Origin of the sequence: Nitrosomonas ureae (assembly GCF_900206265.1) — a bacterium.
Lineage (GTDB): Bacteria > Pseudomonadota > Gammaproteobacteria > Burkholderiales > Nitrosomonadaceae > Nitrosomonas > Nitrosomonas ureae_C.
The window spans coordinates 1212957-1235603 of record NZ_LT907782.1 but is presented as its reverse complement, the minus strand read 5'-3'; the positions used below and the strand labels follow the sequence as shown (position 1 = coordinate 1235603).

The following is a 22647-nucleotide window of genomic DNA, read 5'->3' as shown; positions in this document are numbered from 1 at the left end:
CTCATGAGTTTTTCAATTTCATCACTGATTCCGTGGGGCAAGAAAAGTGAATCCATAATCAACGCCAGGGATTTGTACAAAGAGATTTTTGGCACAACAAATTCCAAGAGCGGAGTATCGGTAACCTGGCGCAATGCATTACATGTCAGCACTGTATTTGCATGCGCGCGAGTCATTGCTGAAGGATTGGCGCAGGTTCCGTTCAAGTTATACAAGAAACGATCGAGCGGCCGCGGATCGGATATTGCTGACGATCATTCATTATATGAATTACTTTATCTAAGGCCAAATGAGTGGCAAACATCATTTGAACTTAGAGAGCAAATCGGTCTTCATCTGGCGATCCATTTCAATGCCTATGTATATAAAGTGCGTGGACTGCGCGGCGAAATAGTAGAGCTATTGCCATTTACTCCGGAAAGCGTGCGGATTGTCAGGGATGGTTGGGATCGGCGCTTTGAAGTTTACGACGGCAAAGGAGGATTAATTAAGGTTTCCTGCGAGAACATGTGGCACATCCGCGGACCATCCTGGGATGGGGTGATCGGTATGGAAGCGGTGAAACTAGCTCGCGAGGCGATAGGCTTATCACTGGCAGCCGAAGAACATGGCGCAAGAATGTTTAGCAATGGCGCTCGTACCGGTGGGGTACTATCAACTGACTCAACCTTAAAAAAAGAAACTCTTGATGAATTAAGAGAAGCTTGGCAATCCATGCAGGGTGGAAATGAAAACGCTTATAGGACCGCAATATTACATGGCGGGCTTAAATGGCAATCGTTGGCGATGACAGGCGTGGATGCCCAACATTTGGAGCAAAGGCGATTTCAAGTAGAAGAAATCTGCAGAAGCGCTCGGGTGATGCCAATAATGATCGGCCACTCGGATAAGGCGGCCACATACGCTTCAGCCGAAGCAATGTTTGGCGCGCATGTCAAATACACGCTTCTATCCTGGTATGCACGGGTTAGCCAGTCAGCATCAGTAAACTTACTTACCGAAGTGGAAAGAAAAGAAGGTTATTACCCAAAGTTTGTTGTTAATGCTCTGATGCAGGGAGCCACCAAAGATCGCGCGGATTACTACACCAAGATGTGCAACATAGGTGCGATGAATCCAAACGAGGTCAGGGATTTGGAAGAAATGAACCCGTATGAAGGCGGCGACGAATACCGTGTGGCCATGAATACAGAACAGCCCGGTGGTACATCAACAGAAGATCCCGACAATTCAGACAAGCAAGGAAATGACAATGGCGATACAGCATCTTAACTGCAGCTTGATGGAGTTGAAATTCTCAGATGGCACCGGAGAGGATCAGGTCGATAGCAAAGAGATGAAGTTTTCCGGATACGGCGCTGTGTTCGGCAATGTGGATAGTTATGGCGATGCAATACAAAAAGGCGCATTTCGGGAAACGTTAAAAGAAATTAAGAAAACAGGCATATGGCCATCATTGTTGCTACAGCATGGCGGCTGGTCAGGAACGGCCGAAGACATGACGCCGATCGGAATCATCAGCGACATGGGTGAGGATGACACCGGCCTGAAGATGGATGCGATACTGGCAGATATCGAACGCGGTCGTGATGCCTACACGTTGATGAAGATGTCACCCCGACCCGCAATCAACGGATTATCCATTGGTTATATTCCTGTTGAATGGAAGCGCAATGACAATCCTGGGCCTGATGAAGCTTACCGAACATTAACAAAAATCAAATTGATGGAAGTGTCTTTGGTGACATTTCCAGCAAACACGGAAGCTCGCGTGTTATCGGTTAAAAGCGGGCTCAATATCAAAATAGCCGAGCGTGCCCTGCGTGATGCCGGGTTCTCTCGCAGTGAGTCAAAAGCAATTCTGGCTCACGGATTCAAATCCTTAGATCAGTGCGACGCTGAGGTAATGGATGAGCTGGCGGCACATTTAAAAAGAAACATCTCAATTTTTTCCAATCAATAACAGTAAGGGAAATCAAATGAATTCCATAATCAAATCAAGATTAGCGACAATTGTTTTTGTCGTGAGTGTTATGTTCATCCTGACAGCCTGCGATATCGTTACAACTGCAGATCTCATTTCTCCGGAAGCGCTAGGGGCGGCAGCATTACTTCCATTCCTGATGGGTGATACAGTCAATATGGGAGAGATCACAGATTTGCTTAAGAAACAAGGCGATGCGTGGGAACAGTACAAGGCGGCTAATGATTCAAGGCTGAAGGCCATTGAAGAAAAAGGATATGCGCCTGCGGACACTGTAGAAAAGGTTGCGAAGATTGATTCCGACTTAACGCAACTCAGCAGAGATATTCAGGAAGTCGCCAAAAAATCCAATCGTCCGCAGGCAATTGATACCAAAGGTTTAACTCCGGAGCAACTGGAATATAAAGTGGCGCTGCAAAAGTTCTTGCGCAAGGGTGGGGATGCGAGCCAATTATCCAAATTGGAGAAGAAGGCATTCCAGCGTGGATCCGATGTGGATGGCGGATTATTGATTCACTCTGAAATGGAAGCAAGTATTGATCGGGTTGCGGGCACTGTTGCTGCATTAAGAAATATTGCCGATGTGCGCACCATTGGCGCCATGGGATTGAAGTCTCGTGTCAAAACCAGCGGAACATCAGCACGCTGGGTTGGAGAAGGTGAGGCGGGTGGAGAAACAACCAATGCGAAATATGCAGCGATAGAAATCCTTGCTGAAGAAATGGAAATAGAACCCTGGGCCTATAATGAGTCCCTGGAAGATGCCGACTTTGATATTGAGTCTGATATTGTTGAAGAAGCTGGAATAGGTTTTGGTGAAGCAGAAGCCGATGCATTCATCAATGGCACTGGGGTAAAAAAACCGCGCGGTATTCTAAAATACCCAATGGTTGCAAATGCATCCTACGCCTGGGGTAAAGTTGGCTATGTTCCGTCTGGTGGAGCTGGCGTATTTGCAGCATCCAATCCCGGCGATAAGATAATTGATTTTCTTCATTCGTTGAAATCGATCTATCGGACAGACGCGCAATTACTGATGGCTGATACCAGTCTGGCAAAAGTGCGTCAGATCAAAGATGGAACTGGACATTTTTATCTGTTTCAGCTTGATCCTACAGGACAATTCTCCGGACTAGTATTAGGTGCGCCTGTGGTGATCGATGACAACATGCCAGTGATTGAAGCTAATTCCTACTCTATTGCATACGCAAACTTCAAACGCGCTTACCGTATAGTGGATCGTAAAGGTATTACATTGATTCGTGACAACCTTACCACTAAGGGAACCACGAAATTCAATTTCCGAAAGCGTGTCGGTGGCGGCATCAAAAACTTTGAAGCTATCAAATTAATGAAATTCGCCGAAAGCTAAAAGTTTGATTTGTAGATATCCATAAAACCCGCTTCGGCGGGTTTCTTATTTAGGAGACACATAATGCGTGATGGACATAACAATGTTGATGTAAAGCGCGTCATCAGCCCGGTATCCGTGGCAGACACAACCGCGCAAGTTGGCCAAATTATTGACCGCCAGGGATTCGATACCCTGGAATATGTAATTGCCACCGGATCGATCGGAGACGCCGATGCAACATTTACTGTGTTGCTGGAAGAAAGTGATGATTCGGGAATGTCTGGAGCTAATGCGGTAGATGATAAATACTTGCTAGGTACAGAAGTCTTGGCAGCGTTCCAGTTCGATGACGACAACGAATGCCGCAAACTTGGCTACATTGGAAACAAACGCTACACGCGGTTGACCATCACCCCTGTGGGCAATGCCAGTGCAGCTTTATTGTCTGCTGTTGCCATCCTGGGCAACCCGGCCAACATGCCTACACCTAACCCGCCTGTTTAATTGCTTTCAACCATTCGTGACGGTAATTCCCGTTACGAATGGAACATAAAATTATTCGTATTTTACTTTAGGTGATGAAATGAAAATAACGGTGAATGGAAATAAACACGAGCTTGGCAAAGCGCTTGATCGTAGATCATACAAATTAGGTCGAGAAAAGGTGGCTGAACTGGCGGGTATTGATCCGACTAAAGTTGAATCAATAACGTTCAAGCATAAAAATGGTGAAAGTGGAGAATTGGTTTCTGGGCAGAAAACCATTGCTTTCGAAAATTCTTCGTTTACCGCCATTGGCCCAAAACCTGCTGATGCTGCGCCACAAAACCAAGATGACAAGTAAAAAAGAGAAAACAGACACGATGCAACGCGCCAGGGTTTTGGGCGGATTTACTCTGAATGGCGTGCGTTATGAGTCGGATAACATTATCGAGGCGGATCCGAATGTGATTAAAAATTTAGGATCATCCGTTGATGCAAATCAATCTGCTGTGGATTACTGCCTTTCGTTGAAAGATCCTGTGATTAAAAAGCATCTCACAAAATAATCACTCATGCCTGAAAAATTAATCACAGCTCCTGCCACTGAGCCTTTGACTCTCGCGCAGGCAAAGGCCCATTTGCGTTGGACTAGCAGTGCTGAGGATGAGCTTATTCAATCTTTAATTAAAGCGGCGCGGAATCTATGTGAAGAGGAAACAGGGCGGGCGCTGTTGCCGCAGACCTGGGAATTATCCTTGGATTGTTTTATGAGTGAAATGCGCCTGCATCGGGTTCCGGTCGCAAGTATCACCAGTGTTAAATTTACTGATTGGGAAGGGGCTGAGCAAACGTTGGCCAGCACAGAGTATGTCTTGGATAACGCCAGCAATTCAATCGCACGTGTAGTAATCGCGCCAAATAAATCCTGGCCGCAATTATACAACGGGATCAACAATGTTCGTGTCCGCTATGTAGCCGGATATGCCAATGCAGATGCCGTACCCGAGGCACTTAAGCAATGGATGAAATTGCAAATCAGCCACTGGTTCCGGAATCGTGAATCTGTGAATGTCGGAAACATCGTAAGCAAAATGGATTTTGTTGACAACCTGCTGAATGCTTACCGAATTTATAACTTATAACCATGCCGGTACCGGGCGCAGGCCAACTGAATAAACAAATAACCATTCAGCAGCTTAGTCAGACTAAGGATGACGAGGGTGGGATGATAGATACATGGACTGATTTTGCGGCGAATATCTGGGCGAAGGTCAACAACCTATCCGGCAATGAGCGTTCGATTACTCAACAAGGTGGCCGAACATTGGAATCTCGCACTGAATTTACTCTGTACTTTCTGGAAGGCGTGACTAATCAAATGAGGATCATGTTTAACGGCAAGTATTTCAATGTTCGGCATGTGAATAATTTTATGGAAGCCAATGAGTATTTGATTATTACCTGTGATACCGGGGGGAATCATGGCAGGTAAGACTATTATCACTGGCGGGGATAAGTTGCTGGGAAAATTCCTGGAGTTGCGCCAAGAAATGGTGCATAAAACTTCGCGCAGAATGGCGGCCACGGGTGGTGGGGTATTACGCAAAGAAGCAAAGGCAATTGCTCAATCCCATGGATTCAATAAAAGTGGGGCGTTGATTAGAAACATTGCAATTAAACGTGAAAGCAGGGTTCCCCAGGGCGTTGAGCAATATCACCTTGGTGTCAGACACGGCAAGGATCTGACCAAAAGTGCGATGAAGAAGAGCAAGCTTGTGCTGCGTAAGGGCAGTATTCGATATGTCGATGATCCTTATTATTGGAGTTTTCTTGAATTTGGGTGGATTCCACGTGGCCCAGGGGAAGCATTAAGAGGTGGCACTGGAAAGAAGCAAGCAATAAGGAACGCTCAAAGTGCAAGAAGAATTCCCGGAAGATCATTTATTGGACAAGCATTGGTTAACAAAAAACAAGAAGCCATCGCCGCAATGGAAGATCGTCTAGTCAAAGACCTGGCTAAATACAACAACCCATGACCATAGGAACCACAGTCACCACAGCATTGGCTGCTGTGCTGGCTAACTCCTGGGCAGTCGAATTGCCGCCGGAACCAACATTTCCTGCCATCGTGTTTGAAATCGACAGCACGCCGGAATCAGACTGGGTTCTTGGCGGAGGCTATACACAGCACGTGATAACGGTAGTTACCTTCGCCTATACCAAAACAGAACTCTCAACTTACAAAGCGGCCATCCAAACGGCAATGGAGGCCATCACCGGTTTCATCACCGAAGAAGAAAGCGGCGATGCTTCTTTCGAAGAGTTGCCGGGCGTGTATGCCTATTTCCAAAATTTTAGAATCCGAACGACTACTTAAGGAGCAAACATGGCAAAGCTAATGCGCAATGTGGTTTTAGCGGTGAAAGAAGAAACCACAAACGGCGTTGATATCGTACCAACATCAGCAGCTAATTCCATACTCGCCAAAGTATCTGACGTGCAGCCAGTGGTGGCAGAGTTTGCGGAGCGGGATAACGTAAAACCATACCTGGGCTCGTCAGGCAGCGTGCAGGTTTCTGCCCATTCCGAGCTGACTGTTGAATTTGAATTAGCCGGAGCATCAGCAGCAGGGGTCGTGCCAGGCTGGGCTGCGTTGCTGAAAGCCTGCGGGTTCGGTGAAACCATCGTGGCAGATACCAGCGTTACTTATGAGCCGATATCTACCGCTTTCAAGTCAGTATCCATTTATTACTTCCTGGATGGCCTGCTGCATAAAATGATTGGATGCATGGGGACGGCGACATTTACGCTTAACTCGCGCGGCATACCGAGGGTGAGTGTCAAGCTGACCGGCCTATATTCAAACACAACGGATACCGCGCTACCGACAGATTCCGATTACTCCGCATTCCTGGCTCCGCAAGCTGTGAATAAGGTAAACACTACCGCTTTCACTTTGCATGGAGCCACTAACCCATTCGATCAATTCTCTTTGGATTTAGGCAATACAGTTGTGTATCGCAACATGCCAACCCTGGAAGAAGTTCTGATCACCGATCGGCGTGTTACCGGAAGCATATCAATACCTATGACATCCGTAGCAACTAAGGCATGGCATAACATGGTTCGAGACGGAACCCTTGCGGCCATATCAATGACGCATGGCAGTGGTGCTGGCAAAACCTTCACAATCTCAGCGCCAAAAGTGCAGCTGACGAATCCGCAATACCAGGATAAAGATGGTGTGGTAATGCTGGGGCTTGCTCTGCAATTGCTCCCGGATACCGGCAATGACGAATTGTCGATCGCATTGACATAATCAATAAGGTAAATCATGGCATTCAAAATAACAAAGAAACCAACGTTCACCGCTCAAGTGGATGTGTACACCCCGAATGAAAAGTGCGGGCATGATCATTCAAAATTCAAAGCGATATTCCTGCGTACCGACGTTGGCGAACTGGATGAGCTGCGCAAATTGCCGCAGCAGGATTTAATGCGCAAGAAATTATCAGGATGGGAGGATTTCCTTGCTGATGATAATCAGCCGGTTGAATTTAATGATGACAACCTTGAGGCGCTGATTCGTATCCCGGAAGCCTTGCATGGTTTATCAATAGCATTTTGGAATTCAGTCGTTAAGGCGCGCGAAAAAAACTAGAAGCGGTTGCCCGTTATTGGGCGGGTGACCGTCAAGATAATCCAAGCATCGATCAAAATGTTATCGATGGCCTGGTTGCTGCCAATGCGCCGCAAGCAGTTATTGAAGCAGCCCGGCGCAATTTTAGCGGCAAAGATTCAGACGACTGCGAAGTTTGGCAGGAAAACTGGGAGTCCGTCCTGCTGTTTTTGGCAATGGGTACGCAGTGGAACATCAGCCCGGCCGGTCACCCTCTCGGTATCAATTATGGTTCGCTTGAATCCACTATGAAAATGTCAGCCGTTAAAAAGAAAAAACGCGCATCGCTATTTATGGATGTGCGCATGATGGAATCAGCGGCGCTGGATGTTTTCCGGGAGAAACAATAATGTCTGCATTGGGTAGCCTAGTTGTAAAACTTGCGCTTGAATATGCGGAGTACACCCAAGGGCTAGATAAATCCAGCCAGGAAGCGCTCAAGTTCGCCAAGAATGCGCAGACTTCATTCGACAAGGCGGGCAACAGCGCGAAAGAATTCCTGGGTAATGTTGCTGGCAATGTAGCGGGCGCGATAGTTTCGGTGGTTGGTTTGAATTCGGCATTCTCGCGCATTACCGAATCCATCAATATTCTCAACAGCCTGGATGATGCTGCGCAGAAAACCGGATCAAGCATTGAAGACTTATCCAGAATCGAACAAGTCGCACGGAATTTCGGTGATGCATTTAATCCAATTGAACAAGGCATCACCCGCCTGGCAAAAGGTCTGGCAGAGATCGATGATCCCACATCCAATGCAATTCGCGCGCTGGATGCCATCGGTGTATCAGCCCGCGATAGTAATGGCGAGCTGCGAACAGCGGCTGATGTGTACATCGATGTAGCGCGATCGCTACAGCAATATGAAGATGGCACCAGGAAGACAGCCGTAGCACAAGCCCTGTTCGGTAAAAGCGGTGCTGAATTATTGCCGATGCTTAACAATCTGGCGCAAGGTGTTGATCATGTCACCGCAGTAACGCAGGCAAACGCCGCCCAAGCTGCGTTATTCAATGATCAGTTGGCTTTGGGTAAAGCCAGAGTGACCGGATTCTTTACCTCCCTGTCTGTTGATCTTCTGCCCACTCTGAATAATATTGCCTTGGCGGTCAATAATTCCACCGGGCAGATCAGTTCTTTTTCAGTTGTTAGCACTGCGGCAAGTGCAGTACTAAAAGGATTGGCCATTGCGGGTGCCTCTGTGGTTGGTATCATAGATGAGCTTGGGCGGGGAATTGGCGCGCGTGCGGCACAATTTGCCGCATTGACAAACCTTGATTTTTCCGGGGCCAAGTTCATCGGGCAAGCGTATGCCGAGGACAATATCAAAGCGCGTGCAGAATTTCGTAAGTTTGTTGACACCGTTTTAAACGGAGAACAGCAAATAGCGCAAGCCATCGATGTCGGTGGAACAAATAAAGCTATCGATTTCCAAGTCAAACTTCCCGTTGCAGTCGATGCCGCAACTAAATCAATTGATAAGCAGACGAAAGCATTCGACCTGGAAGTAGTAAAACTCAAGCAATACGAATCCGAAGCTAAGCGGGCGCGTGACATTACCGACAGCGTAGCCACCAAGCAAGAGCGTTACAACCAAACCCTGGAAGAACTAGAGCGGCTCAAACCCTACTTTACCGTAGAAGCCTACACACGCGCACTCGATAAAGCGAAGCGGGAATTGCAGGATGTGGGCGCGGTCAACAGGCAAGTTACCACTGAGATGGATCAGTTATGGATCCAGGCCGGGCGGAATATCCAATCCACATTTGCCAATAGCATTTTTGACTTTTTTAATGATGGCCTGGATGGAATGTGGCGCAACGCTAAGTCAGCAGTTGGCCGCATTCTGTCGGAATTTGCCGCATTGAAATTTTCCCAAAGCATTGGCCTGAGCGCAATGTTTGCTGTACCTGGGGCGGCAAGTGCATCAGGTGTTGGCGGTACCGGTGCCAGTGCATTTGATATTGCCAGTCTCAGTGCAAATGCTGCGACACTATTCAAAACAGGATTTGGTGCAACTGGATTGTTGGGTTCGGCAATTAGTGGTGCTGGTAGCTTTCTTAACTCAGGATCAATCGCAGCATTCGGCGGAGGATTCGCAGGAGACGCAATTGGTGGATTGGCGGCAGGTGGGTTCACATCAGGTGCCGCTAGTGCCGCCAGCCTCGGGGCGTCGGTTGCCGCCTTTGCTGGCCCAGCGATTGTTGTGGCTGCCGTTGATCAGATTACCCGCCTGCTGGCCGGTGACAAGATGCTCGGGGGAGCGGCTGGCAAGATTCTGAATTATGTGCCTGTCATTGGCCCATTAATCAATGGCCTGTTCGGTCGCGGCCCGCTCAAACAAAAATCAACATCGCTTACCGGTACCATTGGTGCGGAAGGTTTTGAGAGCGGATTCCTGCAAACTGATTTCGTGGCCAAGGGTGGTTTATTCCGCAGCGATAAGAATGATTTTGCCAGAATCGATGCGGTTACCGGCGCAATAGAAACGGATAATCGCAAGCTCAATGAGTTTGCCGCCGGACTGGCCAGAGTGTCAAAAGATATCCTCGGATTGATTAGCGAGACCACAACACAAACCTCTGAGGGTCTACGCAAGATCGGTGCTGATTTGGGCTTGAGTGTCGATGGCATTAATAACTTCAGCCATACCATCGAGTTGGTATCAGAGAAAGGCAAGATGCTGTCCGATGAGCAAATATCGGAAGAGATCGCGCGCATTACTGATGGCCTGGCCCGTGGGTTATTGCCGGAAGTGGATAACTTCGCGAAGCGTGGCGAGACGGCAATACAAACGGTTAACCGTCTGGGAGCTGAATTCTCCGCGCTGACTGAATCTGCTAAGAATCTGGGTGCATCCTCGCAATTTGCGCGCGAGCTTATCAAGAACATGTCGATAGAAGCTCGGACGGCATTTATTGACCTGGCTGGCGGGCCGGAACGATTGGCCAATCTGACATCATCTTTCTCAAAAAACTTTCTGACCGATGCAGAACGGTTGGCGATTGTCCGTGATGATCTCAAAACTCAGTTAACCGGCTTAGGGTTGGCGGCCGATCTGACCAATGATCAGTACAAGGCATTGATTCAAACGGTCAGCCTGTCCGATGAGACGCGGATCAAGCTGTTGGGTTTGGGTGATGCGCTGTTTGCGGTGAACAGTGCAGCCGATGCCGCAGCCAATACCATAAAACAAAATGCCGCGGTAGCACTCAATAGCGCTTTTGTTGATTTGCAAAAATCGGTCGATGCGGAAAGAAAACGCGCGACTGATCAATACAATGTCGCGCTTGAACAAGTCAATTCCCGTATCCAGCAGGTTTCCGATTCCATCGGAAAGCTTAAGAATTTATCCGGTGCATTGGCAAATACGGTTGATGCCCTGCGGCCGATCAGCCGGGATGAAGCGAAGTTCCAGATATTGAGCGCAATCAATACCGCCAAAGCGGGCGGTGGATTGCCGGAAGTAGGAGATATCAACAAAGCTTTAAGTGCATTGCAATCAAACAATATTACCGGCGCTCGCAGCAGTTTTGAGCTGGCACGGGAACAGGCTAAGACGGCCAATCTGGTTCAAGAGCTGGGCGATCTCACTGATTCTCAATTGACCATTGAAGAACGTAGCCTGAAGCAATTGGAAGGTCATCAACGAACTTTGCAGGAAGGGTTCCAGAATGAGATGGATAGACTGGATTCGCTGATTGAGCGGGCGCAATTGGAGATCAATTCGATCAACGGATTGAATACTTCCATTGTTGATCTGACCAAAGCGATCGCAAATTTCAATCTGGCATCGAGCCAGGGTGGAGGTGGCGTAATTGGGGGTGGCGAAATTTCCGGTAATCCGAATATTTCCAATCAAGCCATCATTGATTACTTCAAAGTCCCACGCACGCCTGAAGAAATTGCAAGAGATGCTGCTGCAAATGGCGTGACATCTCAACAGATAATTAACACCGGCAGATTCACTCAAGCCGAAGCGGATAAGTTCTTTCGGGATAATTCGCATATTCCAAGATTCGCCGATGGTGGATTCCACCGCGGCGGGTTGCGTATTGTCGGCGAGCGTGGACCGGAACTGGAAAGAACAGGGCCGAGCCATATAACCAGCAATAACAACCTAAAGAAAACGATTGGTAATGATGAGGTTGTCGCTTCCGTTAAAAAATTGATTAAGAAGCTTGATCAGGTAATTCAAGGTGGTGATTTCATTCGGGTTAAGACGGTAGCATGAAAGCATTTCTGCCATATCCAATTACTGATTCAAAGCTGATCAGCAGCACGATTGCAGAACCGGATACATCCGAACCCGGATACAGCTTTGAAGTTACTTATGCGGAATTTGATCAAGTCAGTGTGATCGATATTGACACGCACCTGGTTTATGAATCGCTCGTTTCCGGAAATATCGGCAATCCGGTGACCGATGAAACCAAGTGGATATTGAAAGGCAATACGAACCGTTGGCGCATGTTCGATTACAACCAGGGCAATCCAAGCGTGGGCACTTCGCCCATGACTGTGGTATTGCGCCCGGGCAAAAGAATCGACGCCATCATGTTCGATGGTCTGAAGGCTTCGCTTCTTGATCTGACTGTAAAGAATGGAATAGATGGGGCCACAATATTTACACTGGATGGATATCTGAGATCACGCAATGTCAACTCGTTCTATGAGTATTTCTTCGCGCCGTTCACATATACGAAAGCCGTTGCAAACTTTCATATCCCCCCGGCTGCTGATCCGGTCATCTATTTGACGCTATCAGATCCATCCGGATTTGTTGAATTAGGCAGGCTGGCCATTGGATCATCAATCGATATAGGAGCTATACAGTGGAATCCTATTGATGATTCAGATAACTATTCAAAGATTGACTGGGGCGAATTTGGTAAGGCGACGCTCACTCCGATACCCAGCATACCAACCAACGAATTAAAGATTTTAGTTAAGAAAAACAGATTGAATGCTGTTCGGCAATTCAGAGAGCTGGCCAATGCTAAAGCTATTGTATGGTCCGGTATGGATGATATTGAGCATCCATATCAAGAAGCACTAATTTTATTTGGTGTTTACAGAAATTTCCAGATTGATATCAGCAACCCAGCAGAAGCAGAAATTAATCTATCCCTTAAAGGCATCTAAAAAATGGGCACAGTAATACCATTATTTTCTACACCGCTGCCAAATACTCTAAGTCAAACCGCAGAAGAGTTTGAGCAAAGCGCGAATACGTTGGTGAGCGAGCTTAATCCGATTTTTGCCGCGGTTAATTCTGCCGTGTCAGAAATGAATCAACTGGCCCTCAATGCAGAATCTGCAGCTGGAGAACTGGCTAATGCGGCCTGGGTATCCGGTACCACATATACCGCAGGCCAAGTCAGATATAGCCCGATTGATTTTTTCAGTTATCGCAGAAAAACCAATGGCGCCGGCACAACCGACCCGAGTCTTGATCCTACGAACTGGGCATTGCAAACACGCACCACTTACGGCGGATCAGACACGACCAGCAGCGCAGTGGATATCACCCTGACATCATCCAGCGGCCGGTTGCAAGTTGTGAGCATGACCGCATCGGGTAAGAAGGTAACTTTACCAGCTGCAAACTCTCTGCAGAAAGGCGCCAATCTTTATGTGATCAAGAATGCAGGTGCTTACCGGTTTGGAGTGCGTAAGAACGGCGGCATATTTATTTGCTATGTGAATCCGGGACAAGTTGTAGCCTTCAGCTGCGCGGATATTTCAACGGCTGCGGGTGTATGGGTGGCCAGTGGCAATAACATAGAAAACATATACAGCGGCAACACGCCGGAGGTTTTGAATTCGGTAGATTCGCGCTTTATTTCAGTTGCTATATTGTCACCAACCAAAGCAATATGCGCGTACAAGAATTTGTCGACCGGTTTCATGGAAGCGGTGGTATTAAATTATGGCTCGGCATCCGGAACACCACTGGAAATATCCGCCGAAGCGGTAAAAAACATCAGCATCGCAGCATTGTCCGGTACAAAAGCCGTTGTGGTATACCAGGCGAATGCGGGCAGCACGAACATTAAAGGGTATGTGCTGGATATTTCCGGCAACACAATCACGCCGGGTACCGTTAAAACAATCGTGACAGCGGCCGGAACCACAGGGGCTAATGGCACATCATTGACCGCGCTGTCATCAACCAAGCTGTTACTGGCTTACATGTACTCCGGGGCGACCACAATCAAAGAGCGCGTGCTCGATGTGTCCGGTGCCACGATCACTGAGAATTCTGAAGTGACCGCGGATACATCATCGTTTTCAACGCTTCATACTCCGCTTTTAATCGCAGAATCCATCAGCGAGACAAAATCCATAGTTGCTTTTGTAGGGCCATCTTTTCAGATTGTGCTAAGACTTCAAACAGTAAGCGGATCGACTCCGGCTCCGTCCGGGTCTGCATTGATTCTTACTGGCCCGAGTGTTAGCACAGCGCCATCGGCAACATTTTGTGTGGTGATTTTAGATACTTCCAGGGCTGTTGTGATCCGATCATATGATCGTACATACGGTGATATAACTTTATGGTTAATTAACATAACTGGCAGCACTCCGGTACTTGTTACTTTTAAAAATATTCCGGCGGACTTGTTTACCTCCGGGGCGAATTTGTCTGCTGTCAAACTCGATCCTACTAGAATCTATCTGAGCTGGACAGGCGGGTATAGCGGCGGAGTCGATGCCATGATATTGACCGTCACGAGCGATGATCAGGTAATCATTAATAAAGCATCCGAGATGATTGATCCAGGCGTGGTAAATGCACTTGGTTATCTTGCCTGTGAGGTTCTTGATTCATCCCATGTCATGCAAGTAACCCGTAACGCTTCGACTTTCCTGAGCGCCAAGACAATAGAGGTTGGATAGATAACCAAATATTTAAGCAGCAAACCGCAAGCCGCCATAGAGCGGCTTTTTTATTTTGTAAATTACAGGGGCGACTAATGGCAACTACCTTGATAGAAAACATCATCAGAAAAATTTTGAATGAGAATTTTGTCCGTTTTTTAGAGGGTGCATTTATTGACGCTGATGGAAATCCTATCCCGATTAATTTAGAAAATAACGGCGGCAGCGGATTGATCCCGCATTTTGCCTACGCTTCGGATCCAAGCGGTACCGGTTTCATCCTAACAACTTCTACAGAACTGGAATACATTGCCATCAAAGTTGCAGCGCCTGATGCTGTGCTGACGGTCGCCGATTTCTCCGGATTGTGGTTCCACAGAAAAGGATTGCCGGGTGTCAGCATTCCTGGGGCTGACGGAATCAACGGTAAGAATGGCGGCTTTCCTTGCATATACAGTTCCGATACTGACGAAACACAGCCGGATCAGGGGGGCATTAAGTTCAACAATGCGAACCCTGGCCTCGCAACGGAAATGTATATTTCGGCAATGTCGCCCTCCGGAATGGACTTGACGGCTCTATTGAATGCAATACCGGGCGGGGCCAAGTTCATGCTCAGCACTGACTCGCCCGAGGGGAGTACGCTTGCTGTGTTTCAGTTCGACGAGTCACCGACGAACAATACCGGCTGGTTCACCGTACCCATAACCAACCTGGCTATTTCGGAATCTGCATTTGTTGATGAGGATCCCTGCGTATTCCAGATCAACGGCACGAGCAATATCAATATCGATCCGGTAACGGGTCGACTGATGGTCGATGGCGTGGATAAATCAGGAACCACGGCCGTTGCTACTTTCTCCGCTCTGCCTGATCCGACGACAGTACCTCTAAATGTTTATTACGTAACTGCACAAGATTGTTTTGTTTATGCGAATGGCGGCGAGTGGTGGCCAGTGAATGGAAGGGCGAATATCTATAGAGCGTCAGGACTTCCATTAACTGTAATAGCCCCGGCGGTGCTGGCCTCCGCAATTGCAGACAACGGATCAGGAAAGGTCAGGGTTACGGCAAACTCACATGGACTAACCGCCGGGCAAAATAATGGACGAATTTATATCTCTGGCGGTGGAACTTGGACGGCAGGTCTTTACCGGTTTACTTACGTCAGCGCGAACACTTACGATCTGCCGGATGTGACTTACTCTGGCGCACTGGGAACACCGACGGTTGCGCGAGGAAATGCGACGGATGAGATAGTAGTAAAAACCGTCAGCATCCCGCCCTTAACTGATAAATCCTCGATCGAAGTGTTTGTCGCCAGCTTGTATAACGACAGCACAGAAACCAAAAGGACTGTTGTTGACTGGGGAGGTGTCAGATTTTTCAACAGAAATGACAATACGTCAGGCAATGATGCTACCTATCAAGGCCCGATGATTATCAACCTCAATAGTACAACTTTGAAACAAGCGACATTGGGAATCGGTGTTGCGGGAGGTAAGGCGGCAAGTAGCGCCGTTCCGGCAACCGGAAGCTTTGCTCATGCCGCTGCAACAACGATGAATATTATTGCGATTCTTGGGAATGCTAGTGTTCCGGTTGGTACGGAATCAATTACTTACAACATGATCAGAGCAGCCTGGGAGGTGTAATGAATCCATTCTCCCAGTCTTATGTAAAGCTTCCTATCTCAATCGAAGCCAATCCACTCAAGTGGCATCCTGGCCATGCGCTCTGGATGGCTCCGGGCATGTGGACAAGTACGCAAAGCCGCAATCAATTATTCAATACTGACATCCCGGCTATTGTTGCGGCTGGCGCACCGGCTCCGCATATCCAAATACATGTCTATTGGAATGATATCGAACCAACCAGTCCGGGTGTTTATAACTGGGATTTTATCGATAGCAAAATAGCCTTGATAAATAACTCGCCGTCTGGAATCGGCGGTGCTGGCTGCAAATTTATGATCAATTTTTTAGCTCGTACTTACGGCGGGTTTAGCAGTGCTGTGCCAGCCTATATGCAGTCAGCCGCGGGAACGGATTATGCGGGCACAACTGGCGGCACGAACGAATCACGCAACGGTGAATATAAAGGTGCTGATTTAGTAAACGCTCAAGGCGTCGTGACGGGCAAGCAATTCCAGGCCAAGCTATGGGTGCAAGATGTTGCCGATCGTTACAGGGATGCGGCGATTGCAATAGGGCAGAGGTACGACGGCAATCCTGATCTTGTGGGCATGACGATTAATGAGACCGCTATGCTTGGCGGAGTTGGTACCGGCATGACTCCGGTTGATCCCAGAACCAGCGTTTCTGTCACGGGTGATTTCTTCAACAAATGGTCGGATGCAGTCATTGCCGCGAGGGCGGCTTTCCCGACCACGCCCATGACATGGATGGCGAATTTCCCCGCTGCTGGCATATTAAGTATTTTTGATCCTGCTGATTTCAATCCCACGATTCAGGCAAGGATGCTTGCAAATGGGATCGGTGGCCATGAGCAGGATTTCTACCCGAGATCGGGTATTGTCGGTCAGACACTTAATGTTAGCTACGATGCAAACGATGCCATGGCTGGCATTACACCGCGCTTTACAAATATGTCAAATGGCGGGTCTTTGTTTTCGAGCAATGGGGATAAGCAGAACCCCACACCTCCGGCAACGCCGTCTCAACTCGCCCAGGAAGCGCGTGCGCGAGGTGTCAATATCATTTTGTGGCATGTGGTTGCTACTGTCTCCGGCACTGCTGGTGATACGTGGCGGCAAAGAATATTGCCGCTATTGCTAGCAAACAACCCTTCCGAGCGGCCGGTAAGTACTTTCCCTTCTTATTTTGCGTAAAGATTCCGGAGGAACCATGAGCGAAGAGATTATAAAAGACCTCGACAAAAGGGTGACCAAGATCGAGGGGCAAATGGAATCTTGTGAACTGATGCACAAAGATATGCAAGAGCGGGCCAGCCGCAGCGATAGTGCTCTGGATCAGAACACTAAAGCATCCGTTGAGCAGACTAAAGCCATGACCGAGCTTACCGCGGCAGTTTTCGCTTTGGCTGAAAAAGTAGAAAAAGATCACGATCCAATTGTTAAGCGTTCCAAAACGTTCCAGACATGGTGGGATAGGGCGGTGGATTGGTGGGAAATTACCGGAACCATGTGGAAGATAGTAGTTGTTTCAATACTTAGCCTGGCTGGATTGGTGACAGCCCTTAAAACATTGGGGGTGTGGTGATGATTCCCATGCCGCCAAGTTTAATCAAAGAGGTATTTTTCAAATATCTTCCGCATGCAATTGGTGTTGTTGCGGCATTAATTGCGCTGGCCTACATCTATCACAAAATTGATCAGGGCGGCTATGACCGCGCCGTATCAGAATATCAAAAAGCAACGCAACGGCTTTTGGATAAGAAGAACAAAGAAGTAGACGCAATCAATAAACAAAACGCAGAGAGGTCATACAATGCAGCGGAAATATACGCGGATCATGCGAGCAAATTTCAGCGTGATGTTGATAATCTTACTAAGCGCATGTCAAACAGTGCCGGTCGCTGTAGAAACTCCATGCCCGGAACCGTTGACGATTCCGAAAGCAGAGAAAGAGAGGATCATGCAATTGATACAGCAATTGCGTCAACCGCAATAGCGCTAGCGAATTCTTGTGAACTTTGGATTAATCAAATACAAGTTAGCGAATGAACGAAGATTTTAAAGGAAAACGCATTTTCTTTAAATTAGTAATCGGATAAGGAAAGGATGATTAACTTATCGATATTAAAAGGTTATTGAAAAATGACAGAAATAATTGTATTCCTTCTTAACACTATCAAGAATGTCTTCTGGCCGGACAAATTAGGTACCTATCATGACGTAGGAGAATTTCTGTCGAAGTTATCGACCGGTAATGACCTGGAATTAACCGATGAGGATTGTGACTTGATCGGGCTTTATGTCCATTCGGATGGGTGTAGTAGGGCAAGCCAATACCTAAAGCGGGAATGCAAGAAGCATGATTTTAGGTATCGCACGCACTTAGACTTTTATGGGAGACCAACAACCAAATGGGCTACTGATTTGGGTTTTTTGGTCGGAATGGTAGTGAGTTCAAATCCATTTAAGAAATCAAAACTAGCATGGCTAAAGAGTTTGTTTTCATTCGTGCCTTGGTTTTATCCATGGATATGGGCTAGATTCTTTGCAGTATTGTTGGCAGGTAAAAAGGCTTGGAACAATAATACTTTCTGCAGACCTTAAGTAATTACCTAATTGGAGGATTAATGAATTTGCACGGGCAGGAAGGTGAGCTTAAATTCAAATTGAAAGTAACGAGAGCGGCCACCGGAAGGGCGGAAACTTACAACATGGTTGGCAAGCTTGGAGATAATTTAGGAGAACAGCATGACAGTGACACACAGCACGGCAGCGCGGGATGCAGCGACGGACGCAGTGACGCTCCTGATAGGAGCGTCCGGTAATTTAAAATTAAGATTGGCTGGTAATATCGGTGCGCCTGGTGCGGTGGTTGCAACTTTGCCATTGTCAGCGGATGCATTCGGTGACTCATCGAATGGAACGGCTACGGCGAATGCCATCAGTTCAGATACGGATGCAACAGGCAATGCATCGCCAGTGGCCAATGCAACGCTTGAAACTTCGGGCGGTACCGTTGTTATTCATTGCGCAGTTGGCGCATCCGGATCGGATATTAATATGACGGGTGGTTTAACTATTGCGCCTGGTGATACGGTTGAAGTGTCGAGCCTTACCTATACCGCTTTGACCGCATAAAGGTATTGCCGTGGCAATAACTGAACTCACAGCGCAGCGCAATACGGTCGGTGCTGGTCAGTTAACAACTGTCACATTCAACTATCCGAATACTCCGACACCCGGCAATTTACTCGTTGCAGGTTTCGCTTGGCGTGGCGATGTCGCTGTTACCGGAGTGCCGTCGGGATGGAATCTTGCTGCTAGTACCGGCAATGGTACCAACATTGACGGCGCCATTTATTACAAGATAGCTGGATCATCAGAACCGACCACGGCGCAATTTACGCTATCGGGGAGTCAGAAAACCAGCGGAGCGGCCAGCGAATGGTCTGGAATTCATGCGACTCCACTGGACAAATTCAACGGCAACAATGGCGTTGCTAGCATAGTATTAAATACAGGCGCTACTGGCACACTATCGCAAGCGGCGGAGCTTGTTATTAATCTTTTCAGCGCGCGCGATACTGTAAATTTTACAGCGTTTGGTCAAAGCCAAACAATCGTCGGCACATCCCAATCAACCGGCGGTACCACGGCATCCAGAAATACTACCGTACTGGCTGCCCAGGTTGTTGACGCAAATACATCAGTTGATTACACCGCGCAAATCGATAGTGCACAAACCTGGGTTGCGGCCGTAGCGACATTTAAGCAAGCCGCCGTTACCCATACTGCCAGTGGATCACTATCCGGACAAGGATCAACCTTGGCGGGGAGTGCGGTCCATAATGTCTCGCATGAAGTATCGGGAGCGTTATCAGGTCAAGGATCTGACATCGATGGCTCGGCACGCAGATTCAGGCATTTAGATGCGTCCGGTAATTTGGTTGCCGGTGGAAGTAATATCAGCGGCGAAGCCATCAGGTATCGATCGCATGACTCGAATGCGGAGCTGATCGGGCAAGGATCGGAACTATTCGGCCTGGCAATTAGATACCGCTCTCACCATGCAGACGGCGAGTTGGTGGGGCAGGGCGCACAGTTAAGCGGCGATGCTGATCGATCCGACTCGGTTACTGTTCACACTGCGGCCGGTGATCTCCTTGGCCAAGGGTCACTCATTACAGGCCGCACCCGTAACGGTGAAATAGTAGCATCCGGAATTATCAATGTAACTTACCAAACGCACTCGATCAATGCGGCGCTAGAACAACATGAAGTATCTGCAGCATATGAAACTTTAACAATACAGGCCACGCCATGACGATCAAAATATTTAAACAAACGGACGTCGATATAACGATCAATGTTACCGGCATCGATGTCGGCGACATAACGGACATGTCGATTGCTTTGGAAAGTCAAAGTGGAAACGTTTATAGCTTTACCATGGAAGCCGGGCAGATTACCAAGGTGGGATCAAGTATTAATCTCCGGATCGAGGATGATCAGATCACGGATCCTGGCACTTACCGGCTAAAAATAACAGCTACTGAAAATGATAATTTGCGCGGTCTGAATCCTAATCCGGATTTAGTTTTGGTGGTGTAATTATTTCAGACTGGCGATACCTTCGCCTAGGAAGTATGCTGCAACACTTTGAGAAAGCTTCCAATCAATAACGCTTGCTTCAGGATGCCGCGATCTGTAATCATCAAACGTCATATCGAAATCAAAGACAGTCGACTCCGGATCATGTTCGCTCATGACATCGTCGCAAGATTCGATCATTTGAAGTCTGCGCTCTGCCAAATCGTTCATTTTTTTCTCAACGTCATCGGGAATTTTATATTCTCCCAACTCCCAGCGTTGCCAAGTGCGCGCAGAAACATAACCGATATGCTCGGCTGCTTCTGCCACACTCAAGAAGAATATCTTCCTGAGTGCTTTTAGTTCTTTATTGAGCATTTAGTTCTGCACATTTTGCTACAGCTTGTTCGTAACCTGTATAACCATCAACGTATCGTGATATTTGAAACACGCATTCGCCAGTTTTGCCATTCCAAACGCAAACACTGTTTGATTCTTCTGTAATGTAATATTGTTTCATTTTATCTCTCCTTGAGTAGCTTCGAACCAATTCCGAAGCATGTGATTATTGTATGTCGTATTTGCGACAGTTTCAAGCATTATTTCAAATAAAATGAAAATAAATCTATTCCGCAAAAATAAATTGCCCAGCATGGATAAACGATCTTGGATCATCAAATCATAGTGATTTGCGGAACAGGTTCTTTATATAACTAATTAATAACAATAAAATCAAATCGGGACTCAAAATCCCGCGATGGTAACATCATGGGGGTTCGATTCCCCCTCTCGGCACCAATAAAGGTTTTCAGAAAGTTTCATATCGTATCAAATGCATTGAATTCGTTAAGTTTTAATGCATATTTATATATCAGATAATCTCATAAGAAAGCTTTACATACCATAATTTTGGTGGTAGTTCCCTCAAGCCACTTTACGAGATACCATCATATGCTTACGCATATAGCCATTAGTCAAGCTAATTCAAAGATAAACCTTATAAAATAAGTGATAGTGCTGGTCTGTATCATATGGCTTAATAGCACTTCGGTGGTGATTTACTCGATACCAAGCATGGAGTTAGGTGGGCCGTGTTATGGGTTTTCCCGCAAGATGGATTGCCATCGCCATCCTCATATTGAGTAATGGTAAAGTATAATGACTGATCAGACTTTAATGTGCTAGTATCAAAACCGTTAACGATTTTCTAAAAGTAAAGGCTCTCGGGTCAACTGACAATGCAGATAAAGATCGCAATCTAGATGTCAATATGTCTACGGTTGAAAAAGTAACCGCTAAAATACAGAATCAGCTTTTAGCGGCTTTGCCACAAAACGAATTTGACGCGATTAAGCCTTCGTTAAGGCTGGTCGATCTGGAAATGGATCAAGTCTTATGGGAGATGGATGAAAGACGTAAGCATATCTATTTTCCTACCACTGTCATGATCTGCATGCTCTACGATACTGAAGACGGAAATTCGATTGAGGTCGGAATGACAGGGCGGCAAGGTATGGTTGGCATTGTAACCTTTGTCGGAGATGCCCGAATGGCTAAAAGAGCAGTGGTCATGAACCCTGGTCAAGCTTATGTCATGGAGGCTAAATACGTAGAGAAATTTTTTGAGGAATTACCGTGTTTTCAGGAAATTTGTTTATGTTATACCCAGACGCTGATAGTTCAACTCTCGCAAAGTATCATCTGTAATCGTCTGCACTCCATTGAGCAGCAGTTGTGCCGATATCTACTGATCTATAACGACACTTTACGATCTACCGTTTTTAATTTGACGCAAGCGCGAATCTCACAAGTGTTGGGTGTGCGCCGCGAAAGTGTTTCCCTCGCGGCTACTCAACTTCAGGAAAAAGGACTTATTAAACGCACACGGGGTAAAATAGAATTGCTTGATCGCAAGGGGTTGTTGACTACCACTTGCGAGTGTTATGGAGTAGTTAGGGAGCAGAACAAAAGAATACTCGGCAAGTATTTCGCTCAATACGACACTTAATAGTATACGG

26 protein-coding genes are annotated in these 22647 nt (G+C 47.2%); 24 read left to right on the top strand and 2 right to left on the bottom strand.

The genetic code is table 11. The features are described from left to right. The first annotated feature begins 3 nt into the window (after positions 1-3). The 23 genes from CPG39_RS05680 to CPG39_RS05565 all read left to right on the top strand — a co-directional run bounded on the left by CPG39_RS05680 (position 4) and on the right by CPG39_RS05565 (position 20650). Positions 4-1272: a phage portal protein gene (locus tag CPG39_RS05680; RefSeq protein ID WP_096292449.1), complete on the top strand. Its 1269-nt coding sequence runs from the start codon at positions 4-6 to the stop codon at positions 1270-1272. Further along, on the top strand, positions 1253-1963 hold the full coding sequence (locus CPG39_RS05675; protein ID WP_197702902.1) for an HK97 family phage prohead protease: 711 nt from the start codon (positions 1253-1255) through the stop codon (positions 1961-1963). Before CPG39_RS05680 ends, CPG39_RS05675 begins: the two co-directional genes overlap by 20 nt. Before the next feature lie 16 nt (positions 1964-1979). Then, complete coding sequence (locus CPG39_RS05670) at positions 1980-3356, top strand: phage major capsid protein (protein WP_096292448.1); 1377 nt, start codon at positions 1980-1982, stop codon at positions 3354-3356. Positions 3357-3419: 63 nt separating this feature from the next. Beyond that, positions 3420-3842 carry a hypothetical protein gene (locus CPG39_RS05665; protein ID WP_096292447.1) on the top strand — a complete coding sequence of 141 codons (423 nt, stop codon included), beginning with the start codon at positions 3420-3422 and terminating at the stop codon, positions 3840-3842. A gap of 79 nt (positions 3843-3921) precedes the next feature. Further along, positions 3922-4182 carry a hypothetical protein gene (locus CPG39_RS05660; RefSeq protein ID WP_096292446.1) on the top strand — a complete coding sequence of 87 codons (261 nt, stop codon included), beginning with the start codon at positions 3922-3924 and terminating at the stop codon, positions 4180-4182. Further along, positions 4172-4387, top strand: coding sequence for a hypothetical protein (locus CPG39_RS05655; RefSeq protein ID WP_096292445.1), 216 nt, complete (start codon positions 4172-4174; stop codon positions 4385-4387). Before CPG39_RS05660 ends, CPG39_RS05655 begins: the two co-directional genes overlap by 11 nt. A 6-nt stretch (positions 4388-4393) precedes the next feature. Next, the gene (locus CPG39_RS05650) at positions 4394-4963 is read left to right on the top strand and encodes a head-tail connector protein (RefSeq protein ID WP_096292444.1); all 570 of its coding nucleotides are present in this window, start codon (positions 4394-4396) and stop codon (positions 4961-4963) included. A gap of 2 nt (positions 4964-4965) precedes the next feature. Further along, a complete protein-coding gene (locus tag CPG39_RS05645; protein ID WP_096292443.1) occupies positions 4966-5313 on the top strand; it encodes a phage head closure protein in 348 nt (115 codons plus the stop codon). Further along, positions 5303-5857, top strand: coding sequence for an HK97-gp10 family putative phage morphogenesis protein (locus tag CPG39_RS05640; protein WP_096292442.1), 555 nt, complete (start codon positions 5303-5305; stop codon positions 5855-5857). The genes CPG39_RS05645 and CPG39_RS05640 overlap by 11 nt, the downstream gene beginning before the upstream one ends. Further along, positions 5854-6198, top strand: coding sequence for a hypothetical protein (locus CPG39_RS05635; protein WP_096292441.1), 345 nt, complete (start codon positions 5854-5856; stop codon positions 6196-6198). The genes CPG39_RS05640 and CPG39_RS05635 overlap by 4 nt, the downstream gene beginning before the upstream one ends. 9 nt (positions 6199-6207) lie before the next feature. After that, positions 6208-7140, top strand: a complete 933-nt coding sequence (locus CPG39_RS05630; RefSeq protein WP_096292440.1) for a phage tail tube protein — start codon at positions 6208-6210, stop codon at positions 7138-7140. A 15-nt stretch (positions 7141-7155) separates the two neighbouring features. Continuing rightward, on the top strand, positions 7156-7482 hold the full coding sequence (locus tag CPG39_RS05625) for a phage tail assembly chaperone (RefSeq protein WP_096292439.1): 327 nt from the start codon (positions 7156-7158) through the stop codon (positions 7480-7482). A 194-nt stretch (positions 7483-7676) separates the two neighbouring features. After that, entirely contained in the window at positions 7677-7850 is a 174-nt protein-coding gene (locus CPG39_RS15020) for a DUF1799 domain-containing protein (RefSeq protein WP_231990406.1), read from the top strand. Then, entirely contained in the window at positions 7850-11734 is a 3885-nt protein-coding gene (locus CPG39_RS05615) for a hypothetical protein (RefSeq protein WP_096292437.1), read from the top strand. The genes CPG39_RS15020 and CPG39_RS05615 overlap by 1 nt, the downstream gene beginning before the upstream one ends. Beyond that, positions 11731-12645: a hypothetical protein gene (locus CPG39_RS05610; RefSeq protein ID WP_096292436.1), complete on the top strand. Its 915-nt coding sequence runs from the start codon at positions 11731-11733 to the stop codon at positions 12643-12645. Before CPG39_RS05615 ends, CPG39_RS05610 begins: the two co-directional genes overlap by 4 nt. Positions 12646-12648: 3 nt before the next feature. After that, complete coding sequence (locus CPG39_RS05605) at positions 12649-14400, top strand: hypothetical protein (RefSeq protein WP_096292435.1); 1752 nt, start codon at positions 12649-12651, stop codon at positions 14398-14400. 77 nt (positions 14401-14477) lie between these two features. Continuing rightward, positions 14478-16037, top strand: coding sequence for a hypothetical protein (locus CPG39_RS05600; RefSeq protein ID WP_096292434.1), 1560 nt, complete (start codon positions 14478-14480; stop codon positions 16035-16037). Continuing rightward, positions 16037-17233: a hypothetical protein gene (locus tag CPG39_RS05595; RefSeq protein WP_096292433.1), complete on the top strand. Its 1197-nt coding sequence runs from the start codon at positions 16037-16039 to the stop codon at positions 17231-17233. Before CPG39_RS05600 ends, CPG39_RS05595 begins: the two co-directional genes overlap by 1 nt. A gap of 16 nt (positions 17234-17249) precedes the next feature. Further along, the gene (locus CPG39_RS05590; RefSeq protein ID WP_096292432.1) at positions 17250-17624 is read left to right on the top strand and encodes a hypothetical protein; all 375 of its coding nucleotides are present in this window, start codon (positions 17250-17252) and stop codon (positions 17622-17624) included. Between the two features lie 8 nt (positions 17625-17632). Continuing rightward, positions 17633-18088, top strand: a complete 456-nt coding sequence (locus CPG39_RS05585; protein WP_145956214.1) for a hypothetical protein — start codon at positions 17633-17635, stop codon at positions 18086-18088. Positions 18089-18787: 699 nt separating this feature from the next. Beyond that, positions 18788-19177, top strand: a complete 390-nt coding sequence (locus CPG39_RS05575; RefSeq protein ID WP_096292429.1) for a hypothetical protein — start codon at positions 18788-18790, stop codon at positions 19175-19177. Positions 19178-19187: 10 nt separating this feature from the next. Next, positions 19188-20363 carry a hypothetical protein gene (locus CPG39_RS05570; RefSeq protein WP_096292428.1) on the top strand — a complete coding sequence of 392 codons (1176 nt, stop codon included), beginning with the start codon at positions 19188-19190 and terminating at the stop codon, positions 20361-20363. Continuing rightward, a complete protein-coding gene (locus tag CPG39_RS05565) occupies positions 20360-20650 on the top strand; it encodes a hypothetical protein (RefSeq protein ID WP_096292427.1) in 291 nt (96 codons plus the stop codon). The genes CPG39_RS05570 and CPG39_RS05565 overlap by 4 nt, the downstream gene beginning before the upstream one ends. Here CPG39_RS05565 and CPG39_RS05560 read toward each other — a convergent pair whose 3' ends face one another. Both CPG39_RS05560 and CPG39_RS14490 read right to left on the bottom strand, forming a co-directional pair. Next, a complete protein-coding gene (locus CPG39_RS05560) occupies positions 20651-21007 on the bottom strand; it encodes a DUF1870 family protein (protein WP_096292426.1) in 357 nt (118 codons plus the stop codon). After that, positions 20997-21149 carry a hypothetical protein gene (locus tag CPG39_RS14490; protein ID WP_172424085.1) on the bottom strand — a complete coding sequence of 51 codons (153 nt, stop codon included), beginning with the start codon at positions 21147-21149 and terminating at the stop codon, positions 20997-20999. The genes CPG39_RS05560 and CPG39_RS14490 overlap by 11 nt, the downstream gene beginning before the upstream one ends. A 750-nt stretch (positions 21150-21899) precedes the next feature. Here CPG39_RS14490 and CPG39_RS05555 point away from each other — a divergent pair. Next, positions 21900-22637: a Crp/Fnr family transcriptional regulator gene (locus CPG39_RS05555; RefSeq protein ID WP_096292425.1), complete on the top strand. Its 738-nt coding sequence runs from the start codon at positions 21900-21902 to the stop codon at positions 22635-22637. Positions 22638-22647: the final 10 nt, after the last annotated feature.